Source organism: Stenotrophomonas sp. CFBP8994, assembly GCF_034044835.1.
GTDB lineage: Bacteria > Pseudomonadota > Gammaproteobacteria > Xanthomonadales > Xanthomonadaceae > Stenotrophomonas > Stenotrophomonas rhizophila_A.
On record NZ_JAXCWT010000005.1, the window covers coordinates 270,564 to 293,825 of the forward strand.

Here is a 23,262-nt window from a genome sequence, read left to right on the forward strand (position 1 = left end):
CCGCCCCGGACGGCAACGCCGCCCCGGACGGCAACACGTCCCGGACGGCGACGCTGCCCCGGACGGCAACGCACCCCGGACGGTAACGCTGCCCGGACGGCAACGCCGCCCCGGACGGCAACGCCGCCCCGGACGGCAACGCTGCCCCGGATGGCAACGCCGCCCCGGACGGCAACGCTGCCCCGGACGGTAGTGCCGACTGTTAGTCGGCAACGCCATGCATGAAGAATGCACGGGCGGGTCCGCGCGAAGGGCAGCCGACTAACAGTCGGCTCTACCAGTCGGATCTACCGGTCGGTTACGCGGCGTTGCGCAGGAACGCCTCGGCGTCCACCGGCTTGCCCAGGTGGTAACCCTGCAGCAGGTCGCAGCCCAGTTCGTTGAGGTAGTCACGCTGCCCGGCAGTTTCCACGCCCTCGGCTACGATCTGCAGCTGCAGCGAGCGCCCCAGCGCCACGATCGAGGACACGATCGCCGCATCTTCCGCGTTGTCTTCCAGGTCGCGCACGAACGCGCGGTCGATCTTCAGTTCGGTCGCCGGCATGCGCTTGAGGTACAGCAGGCTCGAATAGCCCGTGCCGAAATCATCAATGGAAATCTTCACCCCCATCGCGGTCAGCCCGTGCAGGATCTGCAGGCTGGCTTCCACGTCCTGCATGGCCGTGGTCTCGGTCACTTCCAGGGTCAGGTGGTGCGGGGCCAGGCCGTGCCGCTCCAGCGTCGCCTTTACCGTGTCCAGCAGCGTGGTGGACGAGAACTGCAGCGGCGAAAGGTTCACCGCCATCGACCACGTTGCGTGCCCGGCATCATGCCACTGCCGCAGCTGCGCGCAGGCCTGGTCCAGCACCCAGTCGCCCAGCGGCAGGATCAGCCCACTGCGTTCGGCAATCGGAATGAAGGTGTCCGGCCCCAGCAGCCCCAGCCCCGGGTGCTGCCAGCGCACCAAGGCTTCGGCGCCGATCACCCCGCCGCCATCGGCACGGAACTTGGGCTGGTAGTGCAGCACCATCTCGTCGCGCTGCAGAGCGCGGCGCAGCTCCTGCAGCAGCTTGAGCTGGCGGTTGGCGCTGACGTGCATGGATTCGGTGAAGAACGTATAGCCGTTCCGGCCCGAGTCCTTGGTGTGGTACATGGCCGCATCGGCATGCGCCATCAGCTCGCGCTCGGTGGTGGCATCGGTGGGGTACATCGCGATGCCCAGGCTGGCGGTGACCTGCAGGTCCAGCGTGTCGATCTCGAACGGCTCGGCCACGGTGGCGATGATCCGCTCGGCCACCACGGCGGCATCCTCGGGCACATCCAGCTGGAACACGATGACGAACTCATCGCCGCCCAGCCGGGCGAAGGTATCCTGCGCGCGCAGCAGGCCGTTGACCCGCCTGCTCATCTCGATGAGCAGCTTGTCGCCCAGCTGGTGGCCGTAGGCATCGTTGATGGCCTTGAAGCCGTCCAGGTCGCAGAACATCACCGCAAAGCTGAAGTTGCGGCGCTTGGCCTTTTCGATGGTCTGCTCGATGCGATCCTGCAGCAGCATGCGGTTGGGCAGCTGGGTGAGCGGGTCGTGCAGCGCGGCCTGCAGCAGCTTCTCATTGGCCTGGGCCAGCGAATCGGCGAGCAGGCCGGTGCGGGTGCGCATCTGGCGGTCGAACAGCGAGGCGATCAGCGCGATGCCCAGCGTGGCCAGGGTGGTGACGATGACCAGCACCGCCAGCCACTTGGTATCCAGCCCGTTGGCGTACACCGCGCCGCAGATGCTGCCTTCCGGAAAGCTGGCGGCGGCCATGCCGGTGTAATGCATGCCCACGATGGCCAGGCCCATCACCAGCGAGGCCAGCCCTCGCAGCAGCCCGGTACGGCGCTGTTGGGTGCGCAGCCGGAAGGCAATCCACAGGGCGGCGCCGGCGGCGACGATGGCGATCAGCAGCGAGGCAGCGAACCAAAGCGGGTCGTACTCGATGCCCGGCTCCATCCGCATCGCGGCCATGCCCAGGTAGTGCATGCAGGCAATGCCCAGTCCCATCAGCACCGCGCCGGCGATCAGGCGCGGCCACGGCAGTTCCGGACGCGAGACCAGCCACAGCGCGTAGGCGGATGCGCCAACGGACGCGGCCAGCGAGTACAGGGTGATGGCCAGGTCGTAACCGACCGGGATCGGCAGGTGGAAGGCGAGCATGGCCACGAAGTGCATGGACCAGATGCCCAAGCCCATGGCGGCGGCGCCACCGACCAGCCACCAGCGGGCCACGCGGCCTTCGGTACTGGCCAGCCGGCCGGCCATGTCCAGCGCGGTATACGAGGCGAGGATGGCAACCAGCAGCGAGAAAACGACGAGACTCTGGCTGTAGGTGCCGGTCATGGAAAAGCCTGGATGTACATGGGGAAGGGAAAGGCGCGGGCGCCCGCCACGGTATCGGCCGGGGCGGGGCAAGGTTGAGCGGGGGCGTTCAGCCGGCAGTTGGGCGCGCGTCTCGGTTGCTGCGACGTGGCTCGGCTATCCTGCCCGACAGCAAATGAATTGGATTTGACATGGCCAAGCGGCTTACCGCCTACGTGTGCAGCGAATGCGGCGCGGAATACAGCAAGTGGCAGGGGCAGTGCACCGAGTGCGGCGCCTGGAACGTGCTGAGCGAGATCACGCTGGAAAGCGCCGCGGCCACCAAGTCGCCGGCCGCGCGCCGCTCGGGCTGGGCCGGCAAGGTCGATGCGCCGAAGATCATGGCGCTCAAGGACGTGCAGCAGACCGAGCACCTGCGGGTAAGCACCGGCATCGGGGAATTCGATCGCGTGCTCGGCGGCGGCCTGGTCGAAGGTGCGGTGGTGCTGGTGGGCGGTGACCCGGGCATCGGCAAATCGACCCTGCTGCTGCAGGCGGTGGCGAAAATGGCCGCCACGCTGCCGGTGCTGTACATCACCGGCGAGGAATCGCTGTCGCAGGTGGCCGGCCGCGCGGTGCGGCTGGACCTGCCGCTGGACAACGTCAACGCACTGGCCGAAACCCAGGTCGAAGCGATCCTGCAGCACGCCAGCGCGGCGCGGCCGAAGCTGATCGTGGCCGATTCGGTGCAGACGCTGTGGACCGAATCGCTGACCGCCGCCCCGGGCTCGGTCAGCCAGGTGCGCGAGAGCGCGGCGCGGCTGGTGCGCTTTGCCAAGGAAACCGGCACGGCCGTGTTCCTGGTGGGGCATGTGACCAAGGAGGGCGGCATTGCCGGCCCGCGCGTGCTCGAGCACATGGTGGATGCGGTGCTGTATTTCGAAGGCGAGAGCGGCAGCCGCTTCCGCCTGCTGCGTGCGTTCAAGAACCGCTTCGGCGCGGTGAACGAGCTGGGCGTGTTCGCGATGGGCGAGAAGGGGCTGAAGGAAGTGTCCAATCCGTCGGCGATCTTCCTGTCCGGCGGCAGCACCCGGCAACCGGGCAGCTGCGTAATGGTCACCCGCGAGGGCACCCGCCCGCTGCTGGTGGAAGTGCAGGCGCTGGTGGATGCATCACCGCTGTCGAATCCACGCCGCGTGGCGGTGGGCCTGGAACAGAACCGCCTGGCGATGCTGCTGGCGGTGCTGCACCGTCACGGCGGGGTGCTGGTGGGCGACCAGGACGTGTTCGTGAACGTGGTGGGCGGCATCCGCGTGCAGGAAACCGCCGTGGACCTGCCGGTACTGCTGGCCGTGTTGTCCTCGCTGCAGGACCGGCCGCTGGCGGAAAAGACAATTGCCTTTGGCGAAGTCGGTTTGTCCGGCGAGATCCGCCCGGTACCCAACGGCGAAGACCGCCTGCGCGAAGCGGCCACGCACGGCTTCAAGCGCGCCATCGTGCCCAAGGCCAATGCGCCCAAGACCGGCAGCGTCAAGGGCATGGAAGTCATCGCCGTGGAGCGGTTGTCCGAAGCGATCGACGCGATCTGAATCGGGCATTTCCGGCGCATGCGGCCGCGCAGGCAAACCGTGGCCGGGCTGTGCTAGTTTTCCGTTCCCGCCAGAGAAAACGATTACATGCAAGCGACTCCCCTGGACACGCAGGGCGCCAGCGAGATCCGTCGCGCTGGTGTCGACCTCAACGGATTGATGACGGTCCTTGGCAAACACCTGTATTCCACCCCGGTGGTGGCGCTGCGGGAACTGGTGCAGAACGCGCATGATTCGCTGGTGCGCCGTCGGCTGGAACAGGCGGACTGGCAGGAGGCCGGGCGGATCGAGGTGCATGGCGATCCGGTGAACGGCATCGTGCGCATCGTCGATACCGGCGCGGGCCTGACCCAGCAGGAAATCCACGACTATCTGGCCACCGTCGGCGTCGGCTATACCCGTGGCCTGCGCCAGGCAGGCGAGGATGACGAGGGGCTGATCGGCATGTTCGGGCTGGGCTTCCTGTCCGCGTTCGTGCTGGCGCGCCGGGTCACCGTGCGCACCACGTCCTACCAACAACCCGGGTTGGGCCATTGCTATGTGTCCAGCAATGCCGAGCAGTACACGGTATCGCCGATGCCTCCGCGTGCGGTGGGTACCGAGGTGGTGCTGGAACTGCATGGCAGCTACACGCACCTGGCCCAGGAGCAGACCCTGCGCGACATCCTGGGCCGCTACTGCGCGCTGCTGGGCGAACCCATCCATATCGGCCATGACGCGCGTGCGATCAATCCCGAGCCGCCGCCGTGGCGCCCGCAGGCGGGCGTGGCGCTGCATCCGCTGCAGGCGCAGCGCCGCGCACTGGAATTTGCCGCGCACTTCGAGCGCAGCTTCGAGCCGATTGCCTGCATGCCGCTGCGCGCCGAAGGCGGAAGCGATGCGGTGGGGCTGTTGTGGGTGCAGGATGGCGCGACCTACGGCACCAGCGACAACCGCAACCTGTCGGTGTTCGTGCGCGGGATGCTGCTCGACGACGACGCGCGCGACCTGCTGCCGCCGTGGGCCGGATTCATTGGCGGGGTGATCGAATCCAGCCGGCTGACTCCCACCGCCAGCCGCGAGGACCTGCAGCGCGACGACATCTACAGCGCGGTGCAGCATGCGCTCGGCGAGGCACTCATCGATGGGCTGGTCGAGATCGCCCGGCAGCAGCCCGAAGCCTGGCGGCGCATCCTGGTCCGGCACAACGAGGCGCTGCTGGGCGCCTCGCTCTGCGATGACCGGCTGTTCCAGCTGTTGCTCGAGCACGTGCGCGTGCCCAGCTCGCAGGGCGACATCCGCGCCAGTGAACTGCCGTCGCGTGGCGCGGTCCACGTGATCCTGGACAGTGGTGGCGGCTTCGAGGAAATGCTGTTCCGCGCGATGGGCGTGCCGGTGGCGCATGGCAACCGCTATGCCGTGGTGCCGTTCCTGCGGCGCTGGACCCAGGCCAAGGGCATGCGCCTGGTGGAGCTGGGCACCGAGCAGGGCAATCGCGCGCTGTTCCAGACCGACACGCTGCCCGAGGCCGAACTGGCGTGGCTGCAGACCCACCTGGGCGATGGCGAGCAGCTGCTGCCGGCGCACTTCAGCCCGGCTGAACTGCCGGTGGTGGTGGTGCCCGATCGCGAGGCCGAGCTGAAGCGCCGCCTCGAAGACGACGAGAACGACAAGCGCGTTTCAATGGCCGCGCTGCGCCTGGCGCGGCAGTTCACTGCCCGCATCGTCGCACGTGCACCCTCGCGCCTGTATCTCAACCTGGACAACCCGGCCGTGCAGGCGCTGCTGGCGGCCATGCGCGCCGGCAATCCCCAGGCCGAGGCCGCCGCGCGGCTGCTGCGCTCGCTGAAGGTGATCGTCAGCGCGCAGGGACGTGCGCAGGATGGCGGCGCTGCCAGCAGTGATCTCAACCGCGCGTTCGGCGACATCGCCGAGGCCCTGCAGCAGATGCTGCAGCCGCGCTGACATTTCGATTTTCTTTACGCATTACAGGACGGCACGACCGCATGGATATCTGGAACTGGGTGGAAAAACTGCAGGACGATCTGGGTGAGGCAGGGCAGGCGCAGAGCGCGCAGCTGCTCACCCGGCTGACCGACGAGGTCTGCGAGCTGCGCATCGATCGCGTGGATGCGCTGTTGCCCGAAGCGCGTGCGCTCGGCAAGACGCTTGGAAATCCATGGCTGGACGTGTTCGTGGGCCACTGGGAGATGCGCAACCGGGTCGGCAACCGGCTGGAGGGCGAGTCGGCGCTGGGTGATGCGGTGGCGTTGTTCGAACGCGCGCACCGCGCCGACACGGTGGAGTGCCCACAGTCGGTGTGCGTGACCCAGGACCTGGCCGCGTGTTACGGCAACATCGATGGCCCGGGCTGGGTGCCCGAACGCATCGAGGTGTGCGAAGAAACCCTGGGGCGGATCGACCCGAGCTGGGCCTGCTTCCAGTGCCTGAGTTGCGAGAAGGCCGACGCGCTGCTGGATGGTGGAAATCCCCAGGGCGCACTGGACTACCTGGACGTACAGGCCGGTACCGTGCTGGCGCATGGCGGCAAGGTCTACGACAGCTTCCCCGAAATGCGCATCAAGATCCTGCTGGCCAGCGGCCGTGCCGCCGAGGCCCTGGCCTTGATCGACGCGCGCCAGGCCGAGGTGGAGGCCGAGGGCGACTATGAGCCGGCCAACTGCACCGTGCCACGGCGGCTGTCGCGTGCCTGGGCGCTGGCGCAGCTGGGGCGCGATGAAGAGGCGCTGGAGGCCCTGGTGCCGTGGAACCAGGTGTCGCCGAATTACCGGCGCATGTGGGCGCACACGGCGGCGCTGCTGGTGCGCAGCGCGCCCGAACGCAACGGCTGGGACCTGGGGCGCCGGATGAGCGCCACCCTGGCGCATTACGCCCAGGTGGGCGCGCACCGTTTCGTGATCGAGATTGCCGGGTTGTGCGTGGACATGGCCCTGCAGCGTGGCGCGGTGTGGACCGCGCAACGCCACCTGGCGATGGCCCGCCAACACCTGGATGGCCTGCGCCAGGACCTGGGCGCCCGCGATGCCGTGGCGGCGATGGCCGCGCGCATCGAGGCCGCCCCCGCTGCGGCCGCCCTGCCCGTGCCCGCCGAGGCCCTGTTGGACTGGCTGGTCGGGGAGGGGGCGCAGAACGAAGGGCGCGACCCCGAGCGCGAAGCGCAGTGGTTGCTGCAGGCCGTGGCGGCGCGGCCCGATGATGCGGCCCTGCTGGACGTGGCCGCCTCGGCGCTTGCGGCCTGCGGTGCCGAGGAGGAGGCGCTGGCCCTGCTGTGGGCGTTCGTGCAGCGCCACCCGCACGAAGATGCCTCCCCGGCGTATTCGTTGATGCGGCTGCTGGTGCAGCGTGGCGACCTGGGCGAGCTGGAACGGCTGGTGCAGCACTACCAGGCGCAGGTGCCGGTGTTCGCGCTGTGGTGCCAGGCACAGATCGCGCAGAAGCAGTCCGACTGGGCCGCGCTGGAGCAGGCCTGCTCGGCGCTGCTGGCGCTGTCGCCCGGTTCGCACGGCGCGCGCAATCTGCTGGCGATGGCCCTGATGGCGATGCAGCGCTTCCCGGACGCCGCCGCGCAGTACCGCCACCTCACCGAGGTCCTGGAGGAACCGCGCAGCGCACACTGGGACCATATGACGGCAGCCAGCGCGGCTCGTGACTGGGCAGCCGTGCGGACATCGGCCGCCGCAGTCGGCATGGAACTGGACAGCACCGAAGGCCCCGTCGAAGAGAACTTCGGCTGGGTGATCATCCGCTGCATGGACGGTGGCGACCCGATCGAGTACTACGCGCGCCGGACCGGCCCGGTCACCGCGCGCATCGTCGAGAACGCGCCAGCCAACCGGCGCCAGCGCGTGGACGACTGGGTGGTGTTCGACGCCGAACTGGTGCATCCGGCACCGGAAGATGAAGAAGAACGCCGTCGCTTCATGCCTACCTACGCCGAAGTCCATCTGCTGGAAAGCGGGGGACATGCGGCGAGCTGGCTGGTGGATGGCGTGCATCCGGGCGAGGAGGCCTGGGCGGCGTTCTCCGACGCGGTCAAGGACCGCGGCTGGAAGCTGTGGACCCACAGCGCGGACGATTACCAGCTTGCCGACACCCAGGCCGACGGCGCGCCGCTGCCGGGGGTGCTGTTCACCCTCGCCCAGCCTCAGGAAGCGCCCCCGCTGGCGCTGCACCGGTTCCTGCTTGAGGCCACCGCCGGCTGGCCGCATCGGATGTGCTGGCTGCGCCTGGCCGAAGCCTGCGGCCAGGACGAACAGCGGCACCTTGATGTGATCGCGCGTTACGGGCTGTAAGCGATGCAGCGGGCGCGCCGCGGCGGTTGATCAGCGCGCGCGCCCGAACACCAGTTCGATGACGAACTGGCTGCCGAAGAATGCCAGCAGCAGCAGCGCCATGGCGGTGAGGGTCCAATGCACCGCCTTGGCGCCGCGCCAGCCGTAGCGGCGTCGCCCGATCAGCAGCGTGCCGAACACGATCCACGACAGCACGCTCAGCACGGTCTTGTGCACCAGCTTCTGCGCGAGCAGGTCGTCCACGAACAGCACGCCGGTGAGCAGGGTCAGCGTGAGCAGCGCGAAGCCCACCGCGATCACGCGGAACAGCAGGGCTTCAAGGTCCGCCAGCGGCGGCAGGGCGCGCAGCCACGGGCGGAAATCGCGGCGGCGCAGGGCGCGTTCCTGCAGCCACAGCATGATCGCCAGCAACGCGGCCACGCTCAGGGTGGCGTAGGCCAGCAGCGCCATCCAGGCGTGGGTGGCCAGCTGCCAGCCCAGCGGGCGGCTGGGCGCATGCCCATAGCCGTGATAGACGCACAACACCGCCGCAGCCATCGGGAACACCAGCACGCCAAGCGCGGCCATGCGCCCGCGCGCGGCCACCAGCGAGGTCAGCCAGGCCATGCCCAGCCCGACCAGGGACAGCGCCGCGAAGAAGTGCATGTCCGGCCCGCCGCTGGTGTGCAGGGCCACCAGTGCGTGGTAGCTGCCGTGCAGGACCATCGCCGGCACCGCCGGCCACAGCCAGGTGGGCGAGCGGTTGGCGTCATCGCGCACCACCGCGCGCACCAGCAGGGCGGTGGCGGCCAGGTACAGCAGGGTCGCGATGAGAACGATTGTCATCGTGTCAGTTTCGCATACCCCCGGGCCGTCGGGGGAGTGCGGCGGACCCGCTATACTGTGCGTCTCTTTGTCTTTCGTTCTGAACAGGTTGCCTCCATGTTCGAGTCCCTGACCCAGCGCCTCTCCGGCACCATCGAGCGGCTGCGTGGCCGCGGTCGCCTCACCGAGGAAAACATCCGCGAGGCCACCCGCGAAGTCCGCATCGCGCTGCTGGAAGCCGACGTCGCCCTGCCGGTCGTGCAGGCCCTGGTCGAGCGCATCAAGGTGCGCGCGGTCGGCCAGGAAGTGCTCAAGTCGCTGACCCCGGGCCAGGCGCTGATCAAGGTCGTGCGCGACGAGCTGACCGCCGTGATGGGCTCGGCCGCCTCCGACCTGAACCTCAATGTGCCGGCCCCGGCCATCATCCTGATGGCCGGCCTGCAGGGCGCGGGCAAGACCACCACGGTGGGCAAGCTGGCCAAGCACCTGAAGGAGAAGCGCAAGAAGAAGGTGATGGTGGTGTCGGCCGACGTCTATCGTCCGGCCGCGATCGAGCAGCTCAAGACCCTGGCCGACCAGGTGGGCGTTCTGTTCTTCCCGTCCAGCGCCGACCAGAAGCCCGAAGCCATCGTGCGCGCGGCCATCGATGATGCGCGCAAGTCGTTCGTGGACGTGCTGCTGGTGGATACCGCCGGCCGCCTGGCCATCGACGAAGCGATGATGGCCGAGATCAAGGCCCTGCACGCGGCGGTGAACCCGGCTGAAACCCTGTTCGTGGTCGATGCCATGACCGGCCAGGACGCGGCCAACACCGCCAAGGCCTTTGGTGAAGCGCTGCCGCTGACCGGCGTGGTGCTGACCAAGACCGACGGTGACGCCCGTGGCGGTGCCGCGCTGAGCGTGCGCTACATCACCGGCAAGCCGATCAAGTTCGTCGGCGTCAGCGAAAAGCCCGACGGCCTGGACGTGTTCCACCCGGACCGTATCGCCAGCCGCATCCTGGACATGGGCGACGTGCTGTCGCTGGTGGAGCAGGTCGAACAGCAGGTCGACAAGGACAAGGCGCAGAAGCTGGCCGAGAAGGTCGCCAAGGGCAAGAAGTTTGACCTGAACGACATGCGCGACCAGCTCGAGCAGATGCAGAACATGGGCGGCATCGGCGGCCTGATGGACAAGCTGCCGGGCCTGGGCCAGATTCCCGAGCACCTCAAGCAGCAGGTCAGCCAGGGCAAGGAAGTGCCGCGCATGATCGCCATCATCAATTCGATGACCAAGAAGGAACGCCGCAACCCGGGCCTGCTCAACGGCTCGCGCCGTGCCCGCATCGCGCGCGGTTCCGGCCTGACCCCGGCCGACGTCAACAAGCTGATGAAGCAGTATCAGCAGATGGAAAAGATGATGAGCAAGATGGCCGGCGGCGGCATGAAGGGCATGATGCGCAGCATGAAGGGCATGATGGGTGCCATGGGCGGCCGCGGCGGCATGCCGTTCCGCTGATCAAGGCGCCGGTCATCGAGCGCCCGCGTAGGGACACGCCATGCGTGTCCAAGGGACGCCCGGCGTAGACTGTAAAGGTCGACCCCAAAGGTGCGCCCCGCATGACCGACCCGCGAATCCTCGAACGCGCCGACAGTTTCTGTCGGCGTTTCTCGTTGCAGTCTCCCATTCTGCTCGCCCCCATGGCCGGCGCCTGTCCGGTGACGCTGTCGGCCGTGCTGGCCAACCACGGCAGCATGGGCGCGATGGGCGCGGTCCTCTCGCAGCCGCAGGACATCGTGGCGTGGATGGACGCCTTCCGCGCCCAGTCAACAGGCCCGGCGCAGGTCAATGTGTGGATCCCGGATGCTGCGCCCGCGCGCGATGCTGACGCCGAAGCCGCCACCCGGGCATTTCTCGCGCACTGGGGCCCGGAAGTGCCGGCAGATGCCGCCGACGCCGGCCCCGCCGATTTCGATGCGCAGTTCGATGCACTGATTGCCGCGAAGCCTGCGGTCGCCTCCACCATCATGGGCGTCTTCAGCGCCGCCCAGGTGCAGCGCCTGAAAGACGCCGGCATCGCCTGGTTCGCCTGCGCCACCACCTTGGCCGAAGCGCTGGCCGCCGAGGCTGCGGGTGCCGATGCGGTCGTGGCGCAGGGCTTCGAGGCCGGTGGCCATCGCGGCGCGTTTGATCCGGCGGCTGCCGAGCGCCAACTGGTGGGCCTGTTCGCCTTGGTGCCGCGCCTGGCCGACCGCCTGCAGGTGCCGGTGATTGCCGCAGGCGGCATCGCCGACGGACGCGGCATCGCCGCCGCGCTGGTGCTGGGTGCCAGCGCGGTGCAGATCGGCACCGCGTTCCTGCGCACGCCCGAGTGCGCGATCGACCCGGCCTGGTCGCAGGCGCTGGCGGCCGCCGAACCGGAAGATACCTGGCCGACCCGTGCCTTCAGCGGCCGGCTCGGCCGTGGCCTGGCGACACCTTATGTGCGGGCTGCCGCCGCCCCGTCCGCGCCGCCGCCGCGCCCGTACCCGGTGCAGCGCGGCCTGACCGCGCCGATGCGCGCCCAGGCCAACCGCGAACACCGCATCGACGCGATGCAGGCGTGGGCCGGGCAATCGGCCTGGATGGCGCCCGACAATCCGGCGGCCGAAGTGCTGCAGGCGCTGTGGGCCGACGCGCGCGGGTTGCTGGGATGAGCGTGTACTGCAACGGCCACCGCGCCAGCGCCGACGATCTGGCCGGCGCGCTGGTCAACTACGGCCACTTCACCTCGCTCCAGGTGCGCGGCGGTGCGGTGCAGGGGCTCGACCTGCACCTGCGGCGCTTGCGCCAGGGCACCGAGGAACTGTTTGGCAGCACGCTGGATGGCACCCGGGTGCAGGCATGGATCGCGCACGCGCTGCAGGCCGAGGGCAGGGTCGATGCCTCGGTGCGGGTGACGGTGTTTTCGCGCGCGTTCGATTTCCGCCAGCCGCTGCAGGTCGTGCCGGTGGATGTGCTGGTGGCGGTGGCGCCGCCGGCATCGGCACCGGCATCCCCGCGACGCGTCTGCAGCGTGCATTACCAGCGCGAGCTGCCGCACCTGAAACACGTAGGCACGTTCGCGTTGTTCCAGCACCGCCGCCAGGCGCTGCAGGCCGGTTTCGACGACGCGCTGTTCGTGGATGCGCAGGGCCGGGTCAGTGAAGGCACCATCTGGAACGTGGCGTTCGCGCGCAACGGTGACGTGGTCTGGCCACAGGCGCCGGCACTGCGGGGTACCCATGAGCGGCTGCTGCAGGCGGGCTGGGGCGGGTCACCGACACTTGAAGCGGTGAGACTGGAGCAGCTGGGCGGGTTCGATGCCGCAATCGGCCTGAACGCCTCCGGCGTATGGCCAATAGCCAGCGTTGATGATCACGTTTTCCCGGAATCCGATGCATTGGCGCAGAAGGCATGGGCCACGATGGACGGGCAGGGGTGGCAGCCCCTGGCGTGAGGCGGCACGACCAACGGTCGTGCCCTACCGCGGGGAGATAACAGGCGGTCCCCGGTGATGCCACCCGCAATGGTCGGTCGTCGGTAGCGCACGACCGTTGGTCGTGAGACGCCGCAACGCGGCGGCCGGGGCCCCGTTCAGCTTCAAATGCCCCGCTGGGCTTGGAATGCCCCGGACCGGCCGCTATAATCGCCGGCTTACCGCGCCATCCTGGCGACTGGGCAATAGAGGAAGCAACACCATGGTCAAGATCCGACTGACCCGCGGCGGCGCCAAGAAGCGTCCGTTCTACCACATCATCGTGACCGACTCGCGCAGCGCGCGTGACGGCCGCAACATCGAGCGCGTGGGTTACTACAACCCGGTTGCCCAGGGCGCCGAAGCCCGCATCGTGCTGGATATCCCGAAGGTCGACGCATGGGTTGCCAACGGCGCCCAGCTGACCGACAAGGTTCGCAACCTGTACAAGGAAGCGACCAAGGCCCAGGCCGCTGCGGCCTGATCCTGAAGGGCCGCGCCTGGCGCGGCCCGTCGGCATATACAGATGAAAGATACCGAGCGCCGCATCCTGCTGGGCAGGATTGTCGGCGCTTTTGGTGTGCGAGGCGAGATAAAGCTCGAGTCCTGGACCGAGCCGCGTACCGCCATCTTCAACTATCAGCCCTGGATCCTGCGCTCGCCCGCCGGCCAGGAGAGCACCCTCAAGGGCGCGCGCGGACGTCAGTCCGGCAAGCACCTGGTTGCGGTGTTTCCCGATATCACCGACCGCGATGTGGTCGAGTCGATGTACGGAACCGAAGTCTATGTAGCACGCAGCGCACTGCCGCCGCCGAAGGCCGACGAGTACTACTGGGTCGACCTGGAAGGTCTGCAGGTGCGTACCGTCGATGGCGTCGAACTGGGGCGGGTATCGCACCTGTTCTCGACCGGCTCCAACGACGTGGTGGTGGTGCAGGGCGACCGTGAGCGGATGATTCCGTTCGTGCAGCCGGACTTCGTCAAATCGGTGGATTTCGAGGCCAACCTGGTCATCGTTGATTGGGACCCGGAGTTCTGACCGGTGCGCATTGACGTCATCACCTTGTTCCCGGAATTCATGGCGCAGTCGGCCGCGCTGGGCGTGGTCGGCCGTGCGGCCGAACGCGGCCTGCTGGACCTGCATGGCTGGAATCCGCGTGACTACGCCGAGGGCAACTATCGCCGGGTGGACGACCGTCCGTTCGGCGGTGGCCCGGGCATGGTGATGCTGATCGAGCCGCTGCGCGCCTGCCTGGCCGCGGCCAAGGCGGCCGACCCGGCGCCGGCCCCGGTCATCTACCTGAGCCCGCAGGGCAAGCCGCTGACCCAGGCCAAGGTCCGGGAACTGGCGGCATTGCCGCGCATGATCCTGCTGTGCGGGCGCTATGAGGGCGTGGATGAGCGCTTCCTGGCGGCCGAGGTCACCGAGGAAATCTCGATTGGCGATTACGTCCTGTCCGGCGGTGAGCTGGGCGCGGCGGTGATCGTGGATGCCGTGACCCGGCTGCAGGAAGGCGCCCTGAACGACGCCGAGTCTGCCGCCCAGGACAGTTTCGAAGGCCCGCAGGGGCTGCTGGACTGCCCGCATTTCAGCCAGCCGGCGCAACATGAATGGGGCGATGTCCCGGACGTGCTGCGCTCGGGCAACCACGCGGCCATTGCCCGCTGGCGCCGCCAGCAGTCGCTGCTGCGGACCTGGCTGCGGCGCCCGGACCTGCTTGACGAGGCCAGCCTGTCCAAGGCCGACCGGATCCTGCTGGACCAGGCAAGGGCCGAACTGCCGTAACGCCCGTCGGGGTGGTAACTGCCCCGAAGAATGGTTAGAATTGCGGATTCCCATCAGGCCTTTCACGCCTGACGGTGGAAACCCTACAAAAAACGTGCAGCACAGTCCGGTGACTGCATGAGCCTACGTTGTCGAAACGACACGCCCACCCGAACGAACACAATCGGTGCACCCATGAGCAAGCTGAACAAAACCATCCTCTCGGACTTCGAATCCGCCCAGATCACCCGCGAGCTGCCGAAGTTCAGCCAGGGCGACACCATTATCGTGAACGTGAAGGTGAAGGAAGGCAACCGCGAGCGCGTCCAGGCGTACGAAGGCGTCGTGATCGGCACCAAGAACGCCGGCCTGAACTCCGCGTTCACCGTCCGCAAGATCTCGCACGGCTACGGCGTCGAGCGCGTCTTCCAGACCCACAGCGCCATCATCGACTCGGTCGAAGTGAAGCGTCGTGGTAAGGTCCGCGCCGGCAAGCTGTACTACCTGCGTGGCCTGGAAGGCAAGGCTGCCCGCATCAAGGAAGATCTGGCTGCTGCTGCGCAGGCCAAGGCCGCGCGCCTGGCTGCCAAGGCTGCCCAGTAATTCCGGCGTGGGGTACCGACCAACGGTCGGTACCTACCCCACCAGACGGCCACCTTCGGGTGGCCGTTTGCGTTTCTACGCCTTCTACCCGCGTTCGACTGCGGCAATCGGCGGCGCAGGATCGGCGACCGGCGACGGCGGCGATGCGGGTATTTCCGCGGGCGCCGCCACTTCCTGTCGATGGGCGGGCAACATGCGTGCCTTGCGCCAGCCGCCCCAGCGGTAATACGCCAGCGACATCAGCATCGCGCAGAACGAACTCACCGGGAAACTCCACCACACCGCATCGGCGCCCCAGCGATCCTGCAGCAGCTCGGCGAACGGCACCCGGATTCCCCACAACGAGGCGGCCAGGATCAGCAGCGGCGGAATCACCGCACCGGTGGAGCGCACCACGCCGGAGATCACGAAGTTCACGCCGAAGAACAGGAAGGACCACACCGCGATGTGGTTGAGGTGGCGCGCCACGTCCAGCGCTTCGCTGCCGCTGGGCAGGAACAGCGCCAGCGAGTAACGGTCCAGCAGGATCAGCGGCAGGATCAACACGCCGGTCAGCAGGAAGTTGTACAGCACGCCGCTGCGCGCGGTGCCCCGCACCCGCGACCAGTTGCCCGCGCCCACGTTCTGCGCGGCCATCGACGAACACGCCGCACCGATCGCCATCGCCGGCATCTGCACGTAGGTCCACAACTGCAGCGACGCGCCATAGGCCGCCGCGGTATCGGTGCCGTAGCTGTTGACCATGGTCATCATCATGATCATCGACAGCGAAATCAGCACCATCTGCAGGCCCATCGGCACGCCCTTGACCACCAGTGCGCGCAGGATTTCCGTGTCGATCTTGAACAGCCGCATGTCCTTGCGCCCCAGCCACAACACATGGCGCTTGTTGCGCATGTACCAGAGCAGGCCGATCAGCGACAGCGTCTGCGCGATGAGCGTCGCCCATGCCGCGCCGGCGATGCCCAGCCTGGGGAACGGCCCGATGCCGAAAATCAGCAGCGGATTGAAGCCGATGTCCAGCACCACCGACAGCAGCAGGAAGCGGAACGGCGTGCGCGAATCGCCGACGCCGCGCAGTGCGGAACTCAGGAAGGCGAACGCGTACAGCGTGGGCATGGCCAGGAAGATGATGCGCAGGTAGGCCTCGGCCAGCGGCAGTGACGCGGCCGGCGTGCCCATCGCGGCCAGCAGCGGATGCGACAGCCACCAGCCGGCGATGGCGATCACCACCGACAGCCCGATGAAGAAGGTGGCACTGGTGCCCATCACCCGCCGCGCCTGCGGGATGTCCTTGGCGCCCATCGCCTGGCCGATCAGGATGGTGGCGGCCATGCCGATGCCGAACACCGAACCGATCAGGAAGAACATGATGTTGTTGGCGTTGGCGGTAGCCGTCAGCGCCGCCTCGCCCAGGAAGCGGCCCACCCACACCGCATTCACCGAGCCGTTCAACGACTGGGCGATGTTGCCCGCCAGGATCGGCAGGGCGAACAGGAACAGGTTGCGCCCGATCGGGCCGGTGGTCAGGTCAAGCGGCGCTTTGGCCATGGGCTCTGGAGATCAAGGCGGGACAGCGGCACACTAGCACCACGCCCATCAACGGGACATCGCGATGCGCACCTCCGCGTCTCACTGCATGATCGCCGCGACCGCTGTACCCGGCACGGGTCGGCGCCGGACCCGCCCGGCTGACCGGTTCATCCCCGCCGTGCTGGCGCTCTTGATTGCCGCCGCGCTGCCCGCATGTTCGTCTACGGACGACCGCCTGCGCGATGCGCAGGTACGGCCGATGGACCGACCGGAATGCCAGGTCGGCAGCCAGCGCCGCGATCTGGATGCGGGGGTACCCGTACTGATTGGTGGCACCGGGTGCCGGGGCAACCCGTCGGCACCGCAACCGCTGAATCGACGACCGGCCGAGCCGGGGAGCTGAACCAACCGCATGACCGAAGCACAACCGTTGGTGGCCGCCTCCGTGCGGCTGGACGTGTGGCTCTGGGCCGCACGCTTCTTCAAGACCCGCAGCCTGGCCAAGCAGGCCGTGGAAACGGGCAAGGTGGACGTGGCCGGACAGCGCCCGAAATCCTCGCGCGCGGTACGCGTGGGCGAGCAGCTGCAGATCAGCCGTGGCGATGAGGTGTATGACGTGCAGGTGCGCGGCTTGAGCGACCTGCGCGGACCGGCGCCGGTGGCGCAGCAGTTGTATGAAGAAAGCGAAGCATCCCGCGCGCGCAGGGCGGAGCAGCGTGCCCAGCGCGCGGCCATGAAGAACGGCTACCTGCCGCCGGAGCATCGCCCCGACAAGCGCGCGCGCCGGCTGATCAAGGCGTTGGGCGATCTCGACGCGATGTAGCGCGTGGGCGCGATGTAACAGGTAGCGCACGACCGTTGGTCGTGCGCCCCTAAAACCGCGTTAGCGGTGCAGGTCGTACCGGTCCAGCTCCATCACCCGCGCCCAGGCAGCCACGAAGTCGTTGACGAACTTCTTCTCGCCATCCGCACTGGCATACACCTCGGCAATCGCGCGCAGCACCGAGTTGGAGCCGAACACCAGGTCGGCACGGCTGCCGGTCCAGCGCTTGCCGCCACCGTTGCGATCGATGCCTTCATAGCCATCGCCGCTGGCCTTCCACTGCGTACGCATGTCCAGCAGGTTGACGAAGAAGTCGTTGCTCAGCGTGCCCGGCCGTTCGGTCAGCACGCCCTGGGTGTTGCCATCCACGTTCGCACCCAGCACGCGCAGCCCGCCCACCAGCGCGGTCAGCTCCGGCCCGGTCAGGGTCAGCAGCTGCGCCTTGTCGATCAGCAGCGCCTCGGCCGGCACGCTGTAGCGGCCCTTCACGTAGTTGCGGAAACCATCGGCATACGGCTCCAGCACCGCGAATGATTCCACGTCGGTCTGGTCCTGGCTGGCATCGGTGCGGCCCGCGTTGAACGGCACGCTGACATCATGGCCACCGGCCTTGGCCGCCTGCTCCACGCCGACATTTCCGGCCAGCACGATCAGATCGGCCAGTGACACCTGCGCGCCGCCATCGCCCTTGAAGCCGGCCTGGATCTTCTCCAGTGCGGCCAGCACCTTGGCCAGCTGCTGCGGCTGGTTCACCGCCCAGTCCTTCTGCGGGGCCAGGCGGATGCGCGCGCCGTTGGCGCCGCCGCGCTTGTCCGAACCACGGAACGTGGAGGCCGACGCCCACGCGGTGGACACCAGCTCGGCCACGCTCAACCCGGCAGCGGCGATCTGCTGCTTCAGTGCGGTTACGTCGGCCGCACTGATCTGCGTTGCCGACGCTTCCGGCACCGGGTCCTGCCAGATGAAGGTTTCGGCCGGCACTTCCGGGCCGAGGTAGCGGGCGCGCGGGCCCATGTCGCGGTGGGTCAGCTTGAACCAGGCGCGCGCGAACGCATCGGCGAACAGCTGCGGATTCTCGAGGAAGCGGCGCGAGATTTTTTCGTAGGCCGGGTCCAGGCGCAGCGACAGGTCGGTGGTGAGCATGGTCGGGCGGTGCTTCTTCGACGGATCATGCGCGTCGGGAATCACTGCATCGGCATTTTTGGCCACCCATTGATGGGCGCCGGCCGGGCTCTTGGTCAGTTCCCATTCGTTGCCGAACAGGATCTCGAAGAAGTCGTGGCTCCACTGCGCCGGGGTGCGCGTCCAGGTCACTTCCAGGCCGCTGGTGATGGTGTCGCCGCCCTTGCCGCTGCCGAACTTGTTGGCCCAGCCCAGGCCCTGGTGTTCGAGACCGGCCGCTTCGGGTTCCACGTCCACGTTGTCGGCCGGGCCGGCGCCGTGGGTCTTGCCGAAGCTGTGGCCGCCGGCGATCAGCGCCACGGTTTCCTCGTCATCCATGGCCATGCGGCCGAAGGTGTCGCGGATGTCGATGGCGGCCTTGACCGGGTCCGGGTTGCCATCCGGGCCTTCGGGGTTCACGTAGATCAGGCCCATCTGCACGGCAGCCAGCGGGTTTTCCAGGTTGCGCGAGTGGATGTCACCGTCGGCATCGTCATCGGACACCAGCACGCCATGGTCTTCGACCACGCCCTCGGAGCCGTGCGCGTAGCGCACATCGCCGCCCAGCCAGGTCGTCTCGCGGCCCCAGTACACGTCCTGGTCCGGTTCCCAGGTATCGGGGCGGCCGCCGGCGAAGCCCAGCGTCTTGAAGCCCATCGATTCCAGTGCGACGTTGCCGGTGAGGATCAGCAGGTCGGCCCAGGAAATGGCCTGGCCGTACTTCTGCTTGATCGGCCACAGCAGGCGGCGCGCCTTGTCCAGGCTCACGTTGTCCGGCCAGCTGTTGAGCGGGGCGAAGCGCTGCTGGCCGCGGCCACCGCCGCCGCGGCCGTCACCGATGCGGTAGGTGCCGGCGCTGTGCCAGGCCATGCGCACGAACAGGCCGCCGTAGTGGCCGAAGTCGGCCGGCCACCAGTCCTGCGAATCGGTCATCAGCGCGGTGAGGTCGGCCTTGAGCGCGGCGTAGTCGAGCTGGGAGAACGCCTTGGCGTAATCGAAGTCGGCAGCCAGCGGGTGCGAGCGCGAGGAGTGCTGGTTGAGCAGGTCCACGCGGAGCTGGTTGGGCCACCAGTCGCGGTTGGTGGTGGCATCGCCGACAAGGGCGTGGTTGAACGGGCACTTCGCTTCGCTTTTCATGGGCAGTTACCTGTGGACTGGCGAATGTGGAATGGGCCCCGCAGAAGGACGCGAGGGCAGCCCAACTACCCTATGCGCCGGTCGGCGGTTGGTAAATTCAATTGATCTAACCGAAGTGATAGGTACGGACTATTGAAAGGTCGCCGGCCATGCAAGCCGGCGACCGACAGGCTGGTCAGCGCTTGCTGAGAATGCCCATGACATCGCTGAGGCCGAACTGGCCGTCGCCATCCTGGTCGAACGCGTTGAGCAGGCCGCCAATGCCGCCAGCAGCGGCCGGTGGCGCTTCGGCGCCGAGCGCCTGACCGAGCTCGTTTGCATTGCCCTGCTGGGCGAACCGCTGGGCCAGGAACGACATCACAATGGGCGCAAGGATTGCCAGCAGCTGGCCGGCGCGGCCACTGTCGAGGCCGGTCTTATTGCCCAGCACCTGGGCCGCCTGATCGGTCTGGCCGCCAAAGACGTGGCCGAGGATGCCAGCGCCGTTGGTGGCGGCACCTCCACCGCCGCCCCCCAGCACGGCCCCAAGGATTCCGCCGAGGTCGAAACCGCCGCCGCCGCTACCGCCGCCGAGATGATCTTTCTGGAGCGCATTGAGCAGCGACTGCGCGCCTTGCGGCTGGCTGGCGTTGCTGCCGAGCGCGCCCATCAACAGGGGCAGGGCGGCGCTGACCGCCTGGGTGGCCTGGTTCTGGTCCAGACCGAGCTGCTGGGAGACCTGTTGGACGCCAGTGCCCTGCAACTGCGAGAAAAGGGATGCGGTGAGCGAGTTCGTATTCACGATCGACTCCTTCGACCCGGGATGGGACCGGCGGAGCATAACGCCGCCTGCACGAAGAGAATGCGAAGGCTTCACGCGGGCCGCGAGTCCGGTAGCGCCGGCCGTTGGCCGGGCCCAGGACGACGTGGGCCGGCCAACGGCCGGCGCTACCGGCAAAGGGTGCGCCCGCACCAAGCCGGTAGGTCACGACCGTTGGTCGTGACGCTTCACACCAGCGCCTTCAACCGGTACAGCGCTTCCAGCGCCTGCTTCGGTGTCAGCTCATCCGGATCAATCGCAGCCAACGCCTCCTGCGCCTTGCTGGACGGCGCAGTGAACAGCCCGAACTGCTGCGGTGCATCCAGCGCCTGCGGGGCCATGGTGGCGGCCACGGTCTCGCCACCACGCTGCTCCAGCTCGGCCAGCCGGCGCCGGGCCTGGGCCACGGTGGCGCGGGGCAGGCCGGCCAGTGCGGCCACCTGCAGGCCGAAGCTGCGGTTGGCCGGGCCGTCCTTCACCGCGTGCATGAACACCAGCGCCTCGCCGTGCTCCACCGCGTCCAGGTGCACGTTGGCAATGCCACTGATGCCGCCTTGGTGCTGCTCGTCGGCCAGCGCGGTGAGCTCGAAGTAGTGGGTGGCAAACAGCGTGTAGCACCGGTTCTCGTACGCGAGGTGGCGGGCCACTGCGTCGGCCAGCGCCAGGCCGTCATACGTGGAGGTGCCGCGCCCGATCTCATCCATCAACACCAGCGACTGCGCGGTAGCGTGGTGCAGGATGTAGCTGGTTTCGCTCATCTCGACCATGAAGGTCGATTGGCCACGTGCCAGGTCATCGCCGGCGCCGATGCGGGTCAGGATGCGGTCGATCGGGCCGATCACCGCGCGGCTGGCCGGCACGAAGCTGCCGATGTGGGCCAGCAGCACGATCAGCGCGTTCTGGCGCATGTAGGTGGATTTACCGCCCATGTTCGGGCCGGTGATGACCAGCATGCGGCGGTCGGCGTGCAGGTCCAGGTCGTTGGGTTCAAACGGCTGCTCGCGCACCGCTTCCACCACCGGGTGGCGGCCACGCTCGATGCGCAGGCACGGGGCGGTTTCCAGCTCCGGGCGCGCCCAGTCCAGCGCCTGCGCGCGTTCGGCGAAGCCGGCCAGCACGTCCAGTTCGCTGAGCGCGGCGGCGCACTGCTTGAGCGGTTCCAGTTCGCCCGCCAGCGTATCGAGCAGCTGTTCGTACAGCAGCTTTTCGCGCGTCAGCGAACGTTCGCGCGCCGACAGCACCTTGTCTTCGAACGACTTCAGTTCTTCGGTGATGTAACGCTCGGCATTGGTCAGGGTCTGGCGGCGGGTGTAATGCACCGGCGCCTTTTCGCTCTGGCCCTTGCTGATTTCGATGTAGTAGCCGTGCACGCGGTTGTAGCCGACCTTCAGCGTGGCGATGCCGCTGCTGGCGCGCTCGCGCTGTTCCAGGTCGATCAGGAACTGGTCGGCATGGGTGGACAGGCGGCGCAGTTCGTCGAGTTCGGCGTCATAGCCTTCCGCGATCACGCCACCGTCGCTGAGCTTCATCGGCGGGGTAGTGGCGATGGCCGAGGCCAGCAGGTGCGCGCACTCGTCATGCGAGCCCAACGCCTCGCGCAGGGCCACCAGGCGTGGCGAATCCAGCGGTGCCAGCACCGCGCGCACCTCCGGCAGCAGGCCCAGGCCATCGCGCAGCGTGGAGAAATCGCGCGGGCGCGCCGAACGCAGCGCCACGCGGGTAAGGATGCGTTCGAGGTCACCCAGCGCACGGAACGCCTCGCGCACGTCACTGTCGGCACCGCGGTCGATCAGCGTGGCCACCGCATCGTGGCGCTGCACCAGCACCTCGCGCAGGCGCAGCGGGCGGTGCAGCCAGCGGCGCAGCAGGCGCCCACCCATGGGAGTGACCGTGGTGTCCAGCACACCCAGCAGGGTGTTGCGGGTATCGCCGTCCACGCGCGTATCCAGCTCGAGATGGCGGCGGGTGGCCGCGTTCATCGCGATCGCCTCGCTCGCCGTTTCGGTGGAAATGGAGGTCAGGTGCGGCAGGCGCTGTTTCTGGGTTTCTTCGACATAGCCGAGCAGGGCGCCGGCAGCGGCGGTAGCGCGCGGCTTGTCGTCGATGCCGAAGCCGGTCAGGTCATGCAGCTTGAAGAAGGCCAGAAGCTGCCGGCGGCCGCTGTCGGCGTCGAACAGCCACGGCGCGCGGCGGCGGATGCCACTGCGATGCTTGAGGAATTCCGGCCAGTTCTCTTCATCGGGCACCAGCAGTTCGGCGGGCTCCAGGCGGGCCAGTTCGGCCTCCAGCGCGTCGTCGGAATCGACCTCGTTGACCAGGAAGCGGCCACCGGCCAGGTCGGCCCACGCCAGGCCGTAGCCGTTCTTGCCACGCGAGAGCGCCATCAGCAGGGTATCGCGGCGCTCATCCAGCAGCGCCTCGTCGGTGACGGTACCCGGGGTGACGATCCGCACCACCTTGCGCTCGACCAGGCCCTTGGCCAGCGCCGGGTCGCCGATCTGCTCGCAGATGGCCACCGACTCGCCCAGCGCCACCAGCCGCGCCAGGTAGCCCTCGTAGGCATGCACGGGCACCCCGGCCATCGGGATCGGCGCGCCGCCGGAGCTGCCGCGCTGGGTCAGGGTGATGTCCAGCAGCCGGGCCGCCTTGCGGGCGTCGTCGTAGAACAGCTCGTAGAAGTCGCCCATACGGAAGAACAGCAGCAGGTCCGGGTAGCCGGACTTGGCGGCAAAGAACTGCTTCATCAGCGGGGTGTGTTCAGCGGGCTTCTGGGTCACGCGGGGTCCATCGGTGGCGGGGCCTTGGGCAGGCCGGACTCCACATTGTAGGGGAGGGTCGCACCTGCGGCTGCCGCCTGTGCCGAATTGGAGGTTGCGCCGACCTAAACGGTTAGCCGACTGAATGGTAGGGTCGGTCGCAAGACGACTGCCGATAGTGTGACCACGGCCGATAACGCATGACCTTCGA

The 23,262-nt window shown here is 68.1% G+C and carries 18 protein-coding genes; 12 read left to right on the forward strand and 6 right to left on the reverse strand.

The features are described 5' to 3' along the window. Positions 1-298 precede the first annotated feature (298 nt). Complete coding sequence (locus SOM39_RS15600) at positions 299-2,356, reverse strand: bifunctional diguanylate cyclase/phosphodiesterase (protein WP_320458849.1); 2,058 nt, start codon at positions 2,354-2,356, stop codon at positions 299-301. A gap of 170 nt (positions 2,357-2,526) precedes the next feature. On the opposite strand from SOM39_RS15600, the gene radA reads away from it, so the two are divergent. The 3 genes from radA to SOM39_RS15615 all read left to right on the forward strand — a co-directional run bounded on the left by radA (position 2,527) and on the right by SOM39_RS15615 (position 8,195). Continuing rightward, complete coding sequence (gene radA, locus SOM39_RS15605) at positions 2,527-3,903, forward strand: DNA repair protein RadA (RefSeq protein WP_093533108.1); 1,377 nt, start codon at positions 2,527-2,529, stop codon at positions 3,901-3,903. Between the two features lie 87 nt (positions 3,904-3,990). Next, on the forward strand, positions 3,991-5,847 hold the full coding sequence (locus tag SOM39_RS15610) for an ATP-binding protein (RefSeq protein ID WP_320458850.1): 1,857 nt from the start codon (positions 3,991-3,993) through the stop codon (positions 5,845-5,847). Positions 5,848-5,888: 41 nt separating this feature from the next. Next, positions 5,889-8,195: a hypothetical protein gene (locus SOM39_RS15615; protein WP_320458851.1), complete on the forward strand. Its 2,307-nt coding sequence runs from the start codon at positions 5,889-5,891 to the stop codon at positions 8,193-8,195. A 30-nt stretch (positions 8,196-8,225) separates the two neighbouring features. Here SOM39_RS15615 and SOM39_RS15620 read toward each other — a convergent pair whose 3' ends face one another. Further along, positions 8,226-9,020, reverse strand: coding sequence for a cytochrome C assembly family protein (locus tag SOM39_RS15620; RefSeq protein WP_068850270.1), 795 nt, complete (start codon positions 9,018-9,020; stop codon positions 8,226-8,228). A 96-nt stretch (positions 9,021-9,116) separates the two neighbouring features. On the opposite strand from SOM39_RS15620, the gene ffh reads away from it, so the two are divergent. The 7 genes from ffh to rplS all read left to right on the forward strand — a co-directional run bounded on the left by ffh (position 9,117) and on the right by rplS (position 14,842). Continuing rightward, a complete protein-coding gene (gene ffh / locus SOM39_RS15625) occupies positions 9,117-10,496 on the forward strand; it encodes a signal recognition particle protein (RefSeq protein WP_068850272.1) in 1,380 nt (459 codons plus the stop codon). Between the two features lie 101 nt (positions 10,497-10,597). Further along, positions 10,598-11,674, forward strand: a complete 1,077-nt coding sequence (locus SOM39_RS15630; RefSeq protein WP_320458852.1) for a nitronate monooxygenase — start codon at positions 10,598-10,600, stop codon at positions 11,672-11,674. Beyond that, positions 11,671-12,456 carry an aminotransferase class IV gene (locus SOM39_RS15635; RefSeq protein ID WP_320458853.1) on the forward strand — a complete coding sequence of 262 codons (786 nt, stop codon included), beginning with the start codon at positions 11,671-11,673 and terminating at the stop codon, positions 12,454-12,456. The genes SOM39_RS15630 and SOM39_RS15635 overlap by 4 nt, the downstream gene beginning before the upstream one ends. 241 nt (positions 12,457-12,697) lie before the next feature. Continuing rightward, positions 12,698-12,958 (forward strand): 30S ribosomal protein S16, encoded by a 261-nt coding sequence (gene rpsP / locus SOM39_RS15640; protein ID WP_068850278.1) that lies wholly within the window; start codon positions 12,698-12,700, stop codon positions 12,956-12,958. Between the two features lie 42 nt (positions 12,959-13,000). Next, positions 13,001-13,513: a ribosome maturation factor RimM gene (gene rimM, locus SOM39_RS15645; protein ID WP_068850280.1), complete on the forward strand. Its 513-nt coding sequence runs from the start codon at positions 13,001-13,003 to the stop codon at positions 13,511-13,513. Positions 13,514-13,516: 3 nt separating this feature from the next. Further along, positions 13,517-14,260 (forward strand): tRNA (guanosine(37)-N1)-methyltransferase TrmD, encoded by a 744-nt coding sequence (gene trmD, locus SOM39_RS15650; protein WP_093533114.1) that lies wholly within the window; start codon positions 13,517-13,519, stop codon positions 14,258-14,260. Between the two features lie 174 nt (positions 14,261-14,434). Further along, a complete protein-coding gene (gene rplS / locus SOM39_RS15655; protein ID WP_320458854.1) occupies positions 14,435-14,842 on the forward strand; it encodes a 50S ribosomal protein L19 in 408 nt (135 codons plus the stop codon). A gap of 84 nt (positions 14,843-14,926) precedes the next feature. Here rplS and SOM39_RS15660 read toward each other — a convergent pair whose 3' ends face one another. Then, positions 14,927-16,393 (reverse strand): MATE family efflux transporter, encoded by a 1,467-nt coding sequence (locus SOM39_RS15660; protein ID WP_068850286.1) that lies wholly within the window; start codon positions 16,391-16,393, stop codon positions 14,927-14,929. 64 nt (positions 16,394-16,457) lie between these two features. Here SOM39_RS15660 and SOM39_RS15665 point away from each other — a divergent pair, with 64 nt between their 5' ends. Then, positions 16,458-16,778 carry a hypothetical protein gene (locus SOM39_RS15665; RefSeq protein WP_414715878.1) on the forward strand — a complete coding sequence of 107 codons (321 nt, stop codon included), beginning with the start codon at positions 16,458-16,460 and terminating at the stop codon, positions 16,776-16,778. 9 nt (positions 16,779-16,787) lie between these two features. Continuing rightward, a complete protein-coding gene (locus SOM39_RS15670; protein WP_068850289.1) occupies positions 16,788-17,198 on the forward strand; it encodes an RNA-binding S4 domain-containing protein in 411 nt (136 codons plus the stop codon). 60 nt (positions 17,199-17,258) lie between these two features. Here SOM39_RS15670 and katG read toward each other — a convergent pair whose 3' ends face one another. From katG to mutS, 3 genes are all read right to left on the reverse strand, one after another. Continuing rightward, positions 17,259-19,496 carry a catalase/peroxidase HPI gene (katG, locus tag SOM39_RS15675; protein ID WP_320458855.1) on the reverse strand — a complete coding sequence of 746 codons (2,238 nt, stop codon included), beginning with the start codon at positions 19,494-19,496 and terminating at the stop codon, positions 17,259-17,261. Between the two features lie 175 nt (positions 19,497-19,671). Beyond that, positions 19,672-20,277 carry a DUF937 domain-containing protein gene (locus SOM39_RS15680; protein ID WP_414715879.1) on the reverse strand — a complete coding sequence of 202 codons (606 nt, stop codon included), beginning with the start codon at positions 20,275-20,277 and terminating at the stop codon, positions 19,672-19,674. Positions 20,278-20,483: 206 nt separating this feature from the next. Further along, positions 20,484-23,039 carry a DNA mismatch repair protein MutS gene (gene mutS / locus SOM39_RS15685; RefSeq protein WP_320458911.1) on the reverse strand — a complete coding sequence of 852 codons (2,556 nt, stop codon included), beginning with the start codon at positions 23,037-23,039 and terminating at the stop codon, positions 20,484-20,486. Between the last annotated feature and the right edge of the window lie 223 nt (positions 23,040-23,262).

What these genes read in the sequence shown, in the direction of transcription:
- SOM39_RS15660 (WP_068850286.1), bottom strand. Translation starts at nt 16,393, where the DNA reads ATGGCCAAAGCGCCGCTTGACCTGACCACCGGCCCGATCGGGCGCAAC.
- rpsP (WP_068850278.1), top strand. Translation starts at nt 12,698, where the DNA reads ATGGTCAAGATCCGACTGACCCGCGGCGGCGCCAAGAAGCGTCCGTTC.
- SOM39_RS15615 (WP_320458851.1), top strand. Translation starts at nt 5,889, where the DNA reads ATGGATATCTGGAACTGGGTGGAAAAACTGCAGGACGATCTGGGTGAG.
- katG (WP_320458855.1), bottom strand. Translation starts at nt 19,496, where the DNA reads ATGAAAAGCGAAGCGAAGTGCCCGTTCAACCACGCCCTTGTCGGCGAT.
- mutS (WP_320458911.1), bottom strand. Translation starts at nt 23,039, where the DNA reads ATGAAGCAGTTCTTTGCCGCCAAGTCCGGCTACCCGGACCTGCTGCTG.
- ffh (WP_068850272.1), top strand. Translation starts at nt 9,117, where the DNA reads ATGTTCGAGTCCCTGACCCAGCGCCTCTCCGGCACCATCGAGCGGCTG.
- SOM39_RS15610 (WP_320458850.1), top strand. Translation starts at nt 3,991, where the DNA reads ATGCAAGCGACTCCCCTGGACACGCAGGGCGCCAGCGAGATCCGTCGC.
- SOM39_RS15620 (WP_068850270.1), bottom strand. Translation starts at nt 9,020, where the DNA reads ATGACAATCGTTCTCATCGCGACCCTGCTGTACCTGGCCGCCACCGCC.
- rimM (WP_068850280.1), top strand. Translation starts at nt 13,001, where the DNA reads ATGAAAGATACCGAGCGCCGCATCCTGCTGGGCAGGATTGTCGGCGCT.
- SOM39_RS15635 (WP_320458853.1), top strand. Translation starts at nt 11,671, where the DNA reads ATGAGCGTGTACTGCAACGGCCACCGCGCCAGCGCCGACGATCTGGCC.
- SOM39_RS15670 (WP_068850289.1), top strand. Translation starts at nt 16,788, where the DNA reads ATGACCGAAGCACAACCGTTGGTGGCCGCCTCCGTGCGGCTGGACGTG.
- SOM39_RS15630 (WP_320458852.1), top strand. Translation starts at nt 10,598, where the DNA reads ATGACCGACCCGCGAATCCTCGAACGCGCCGACAGTTTCTGTCGGCGT.
- SOM39_RS15665 (WP_414715878.1), top strand. Translation starts at nt 16,458, where the DNA reads ATGCGCACCTCCGCGTCTCACTGCATGATCGCCGCGACCGCTGTACCC.
- rplS (WP_320458854.1), top strand. Translation starts at nt 14,435, where the DNA reads ATGAGCAAGCTGAACAAAACCATCCTCTCGGACTTCGAATCCGCCCAG.
- SOM39_RS15600 (WP_320458849.1), bottom strand. Translation starts at nt 2,356, where the DNA reads ATGACCGGCACCTACAGCCAGAGTCTCGTCGTTTTCTCGCTGCTGGTT.
- radA (WP_093533108.1), top strand. Translation starts at nt 2,527, where the DNA reads ATGGCCAAGCGGCTTACCGCCTACGTGTGCAGCGAATGCGGCGCGGAA.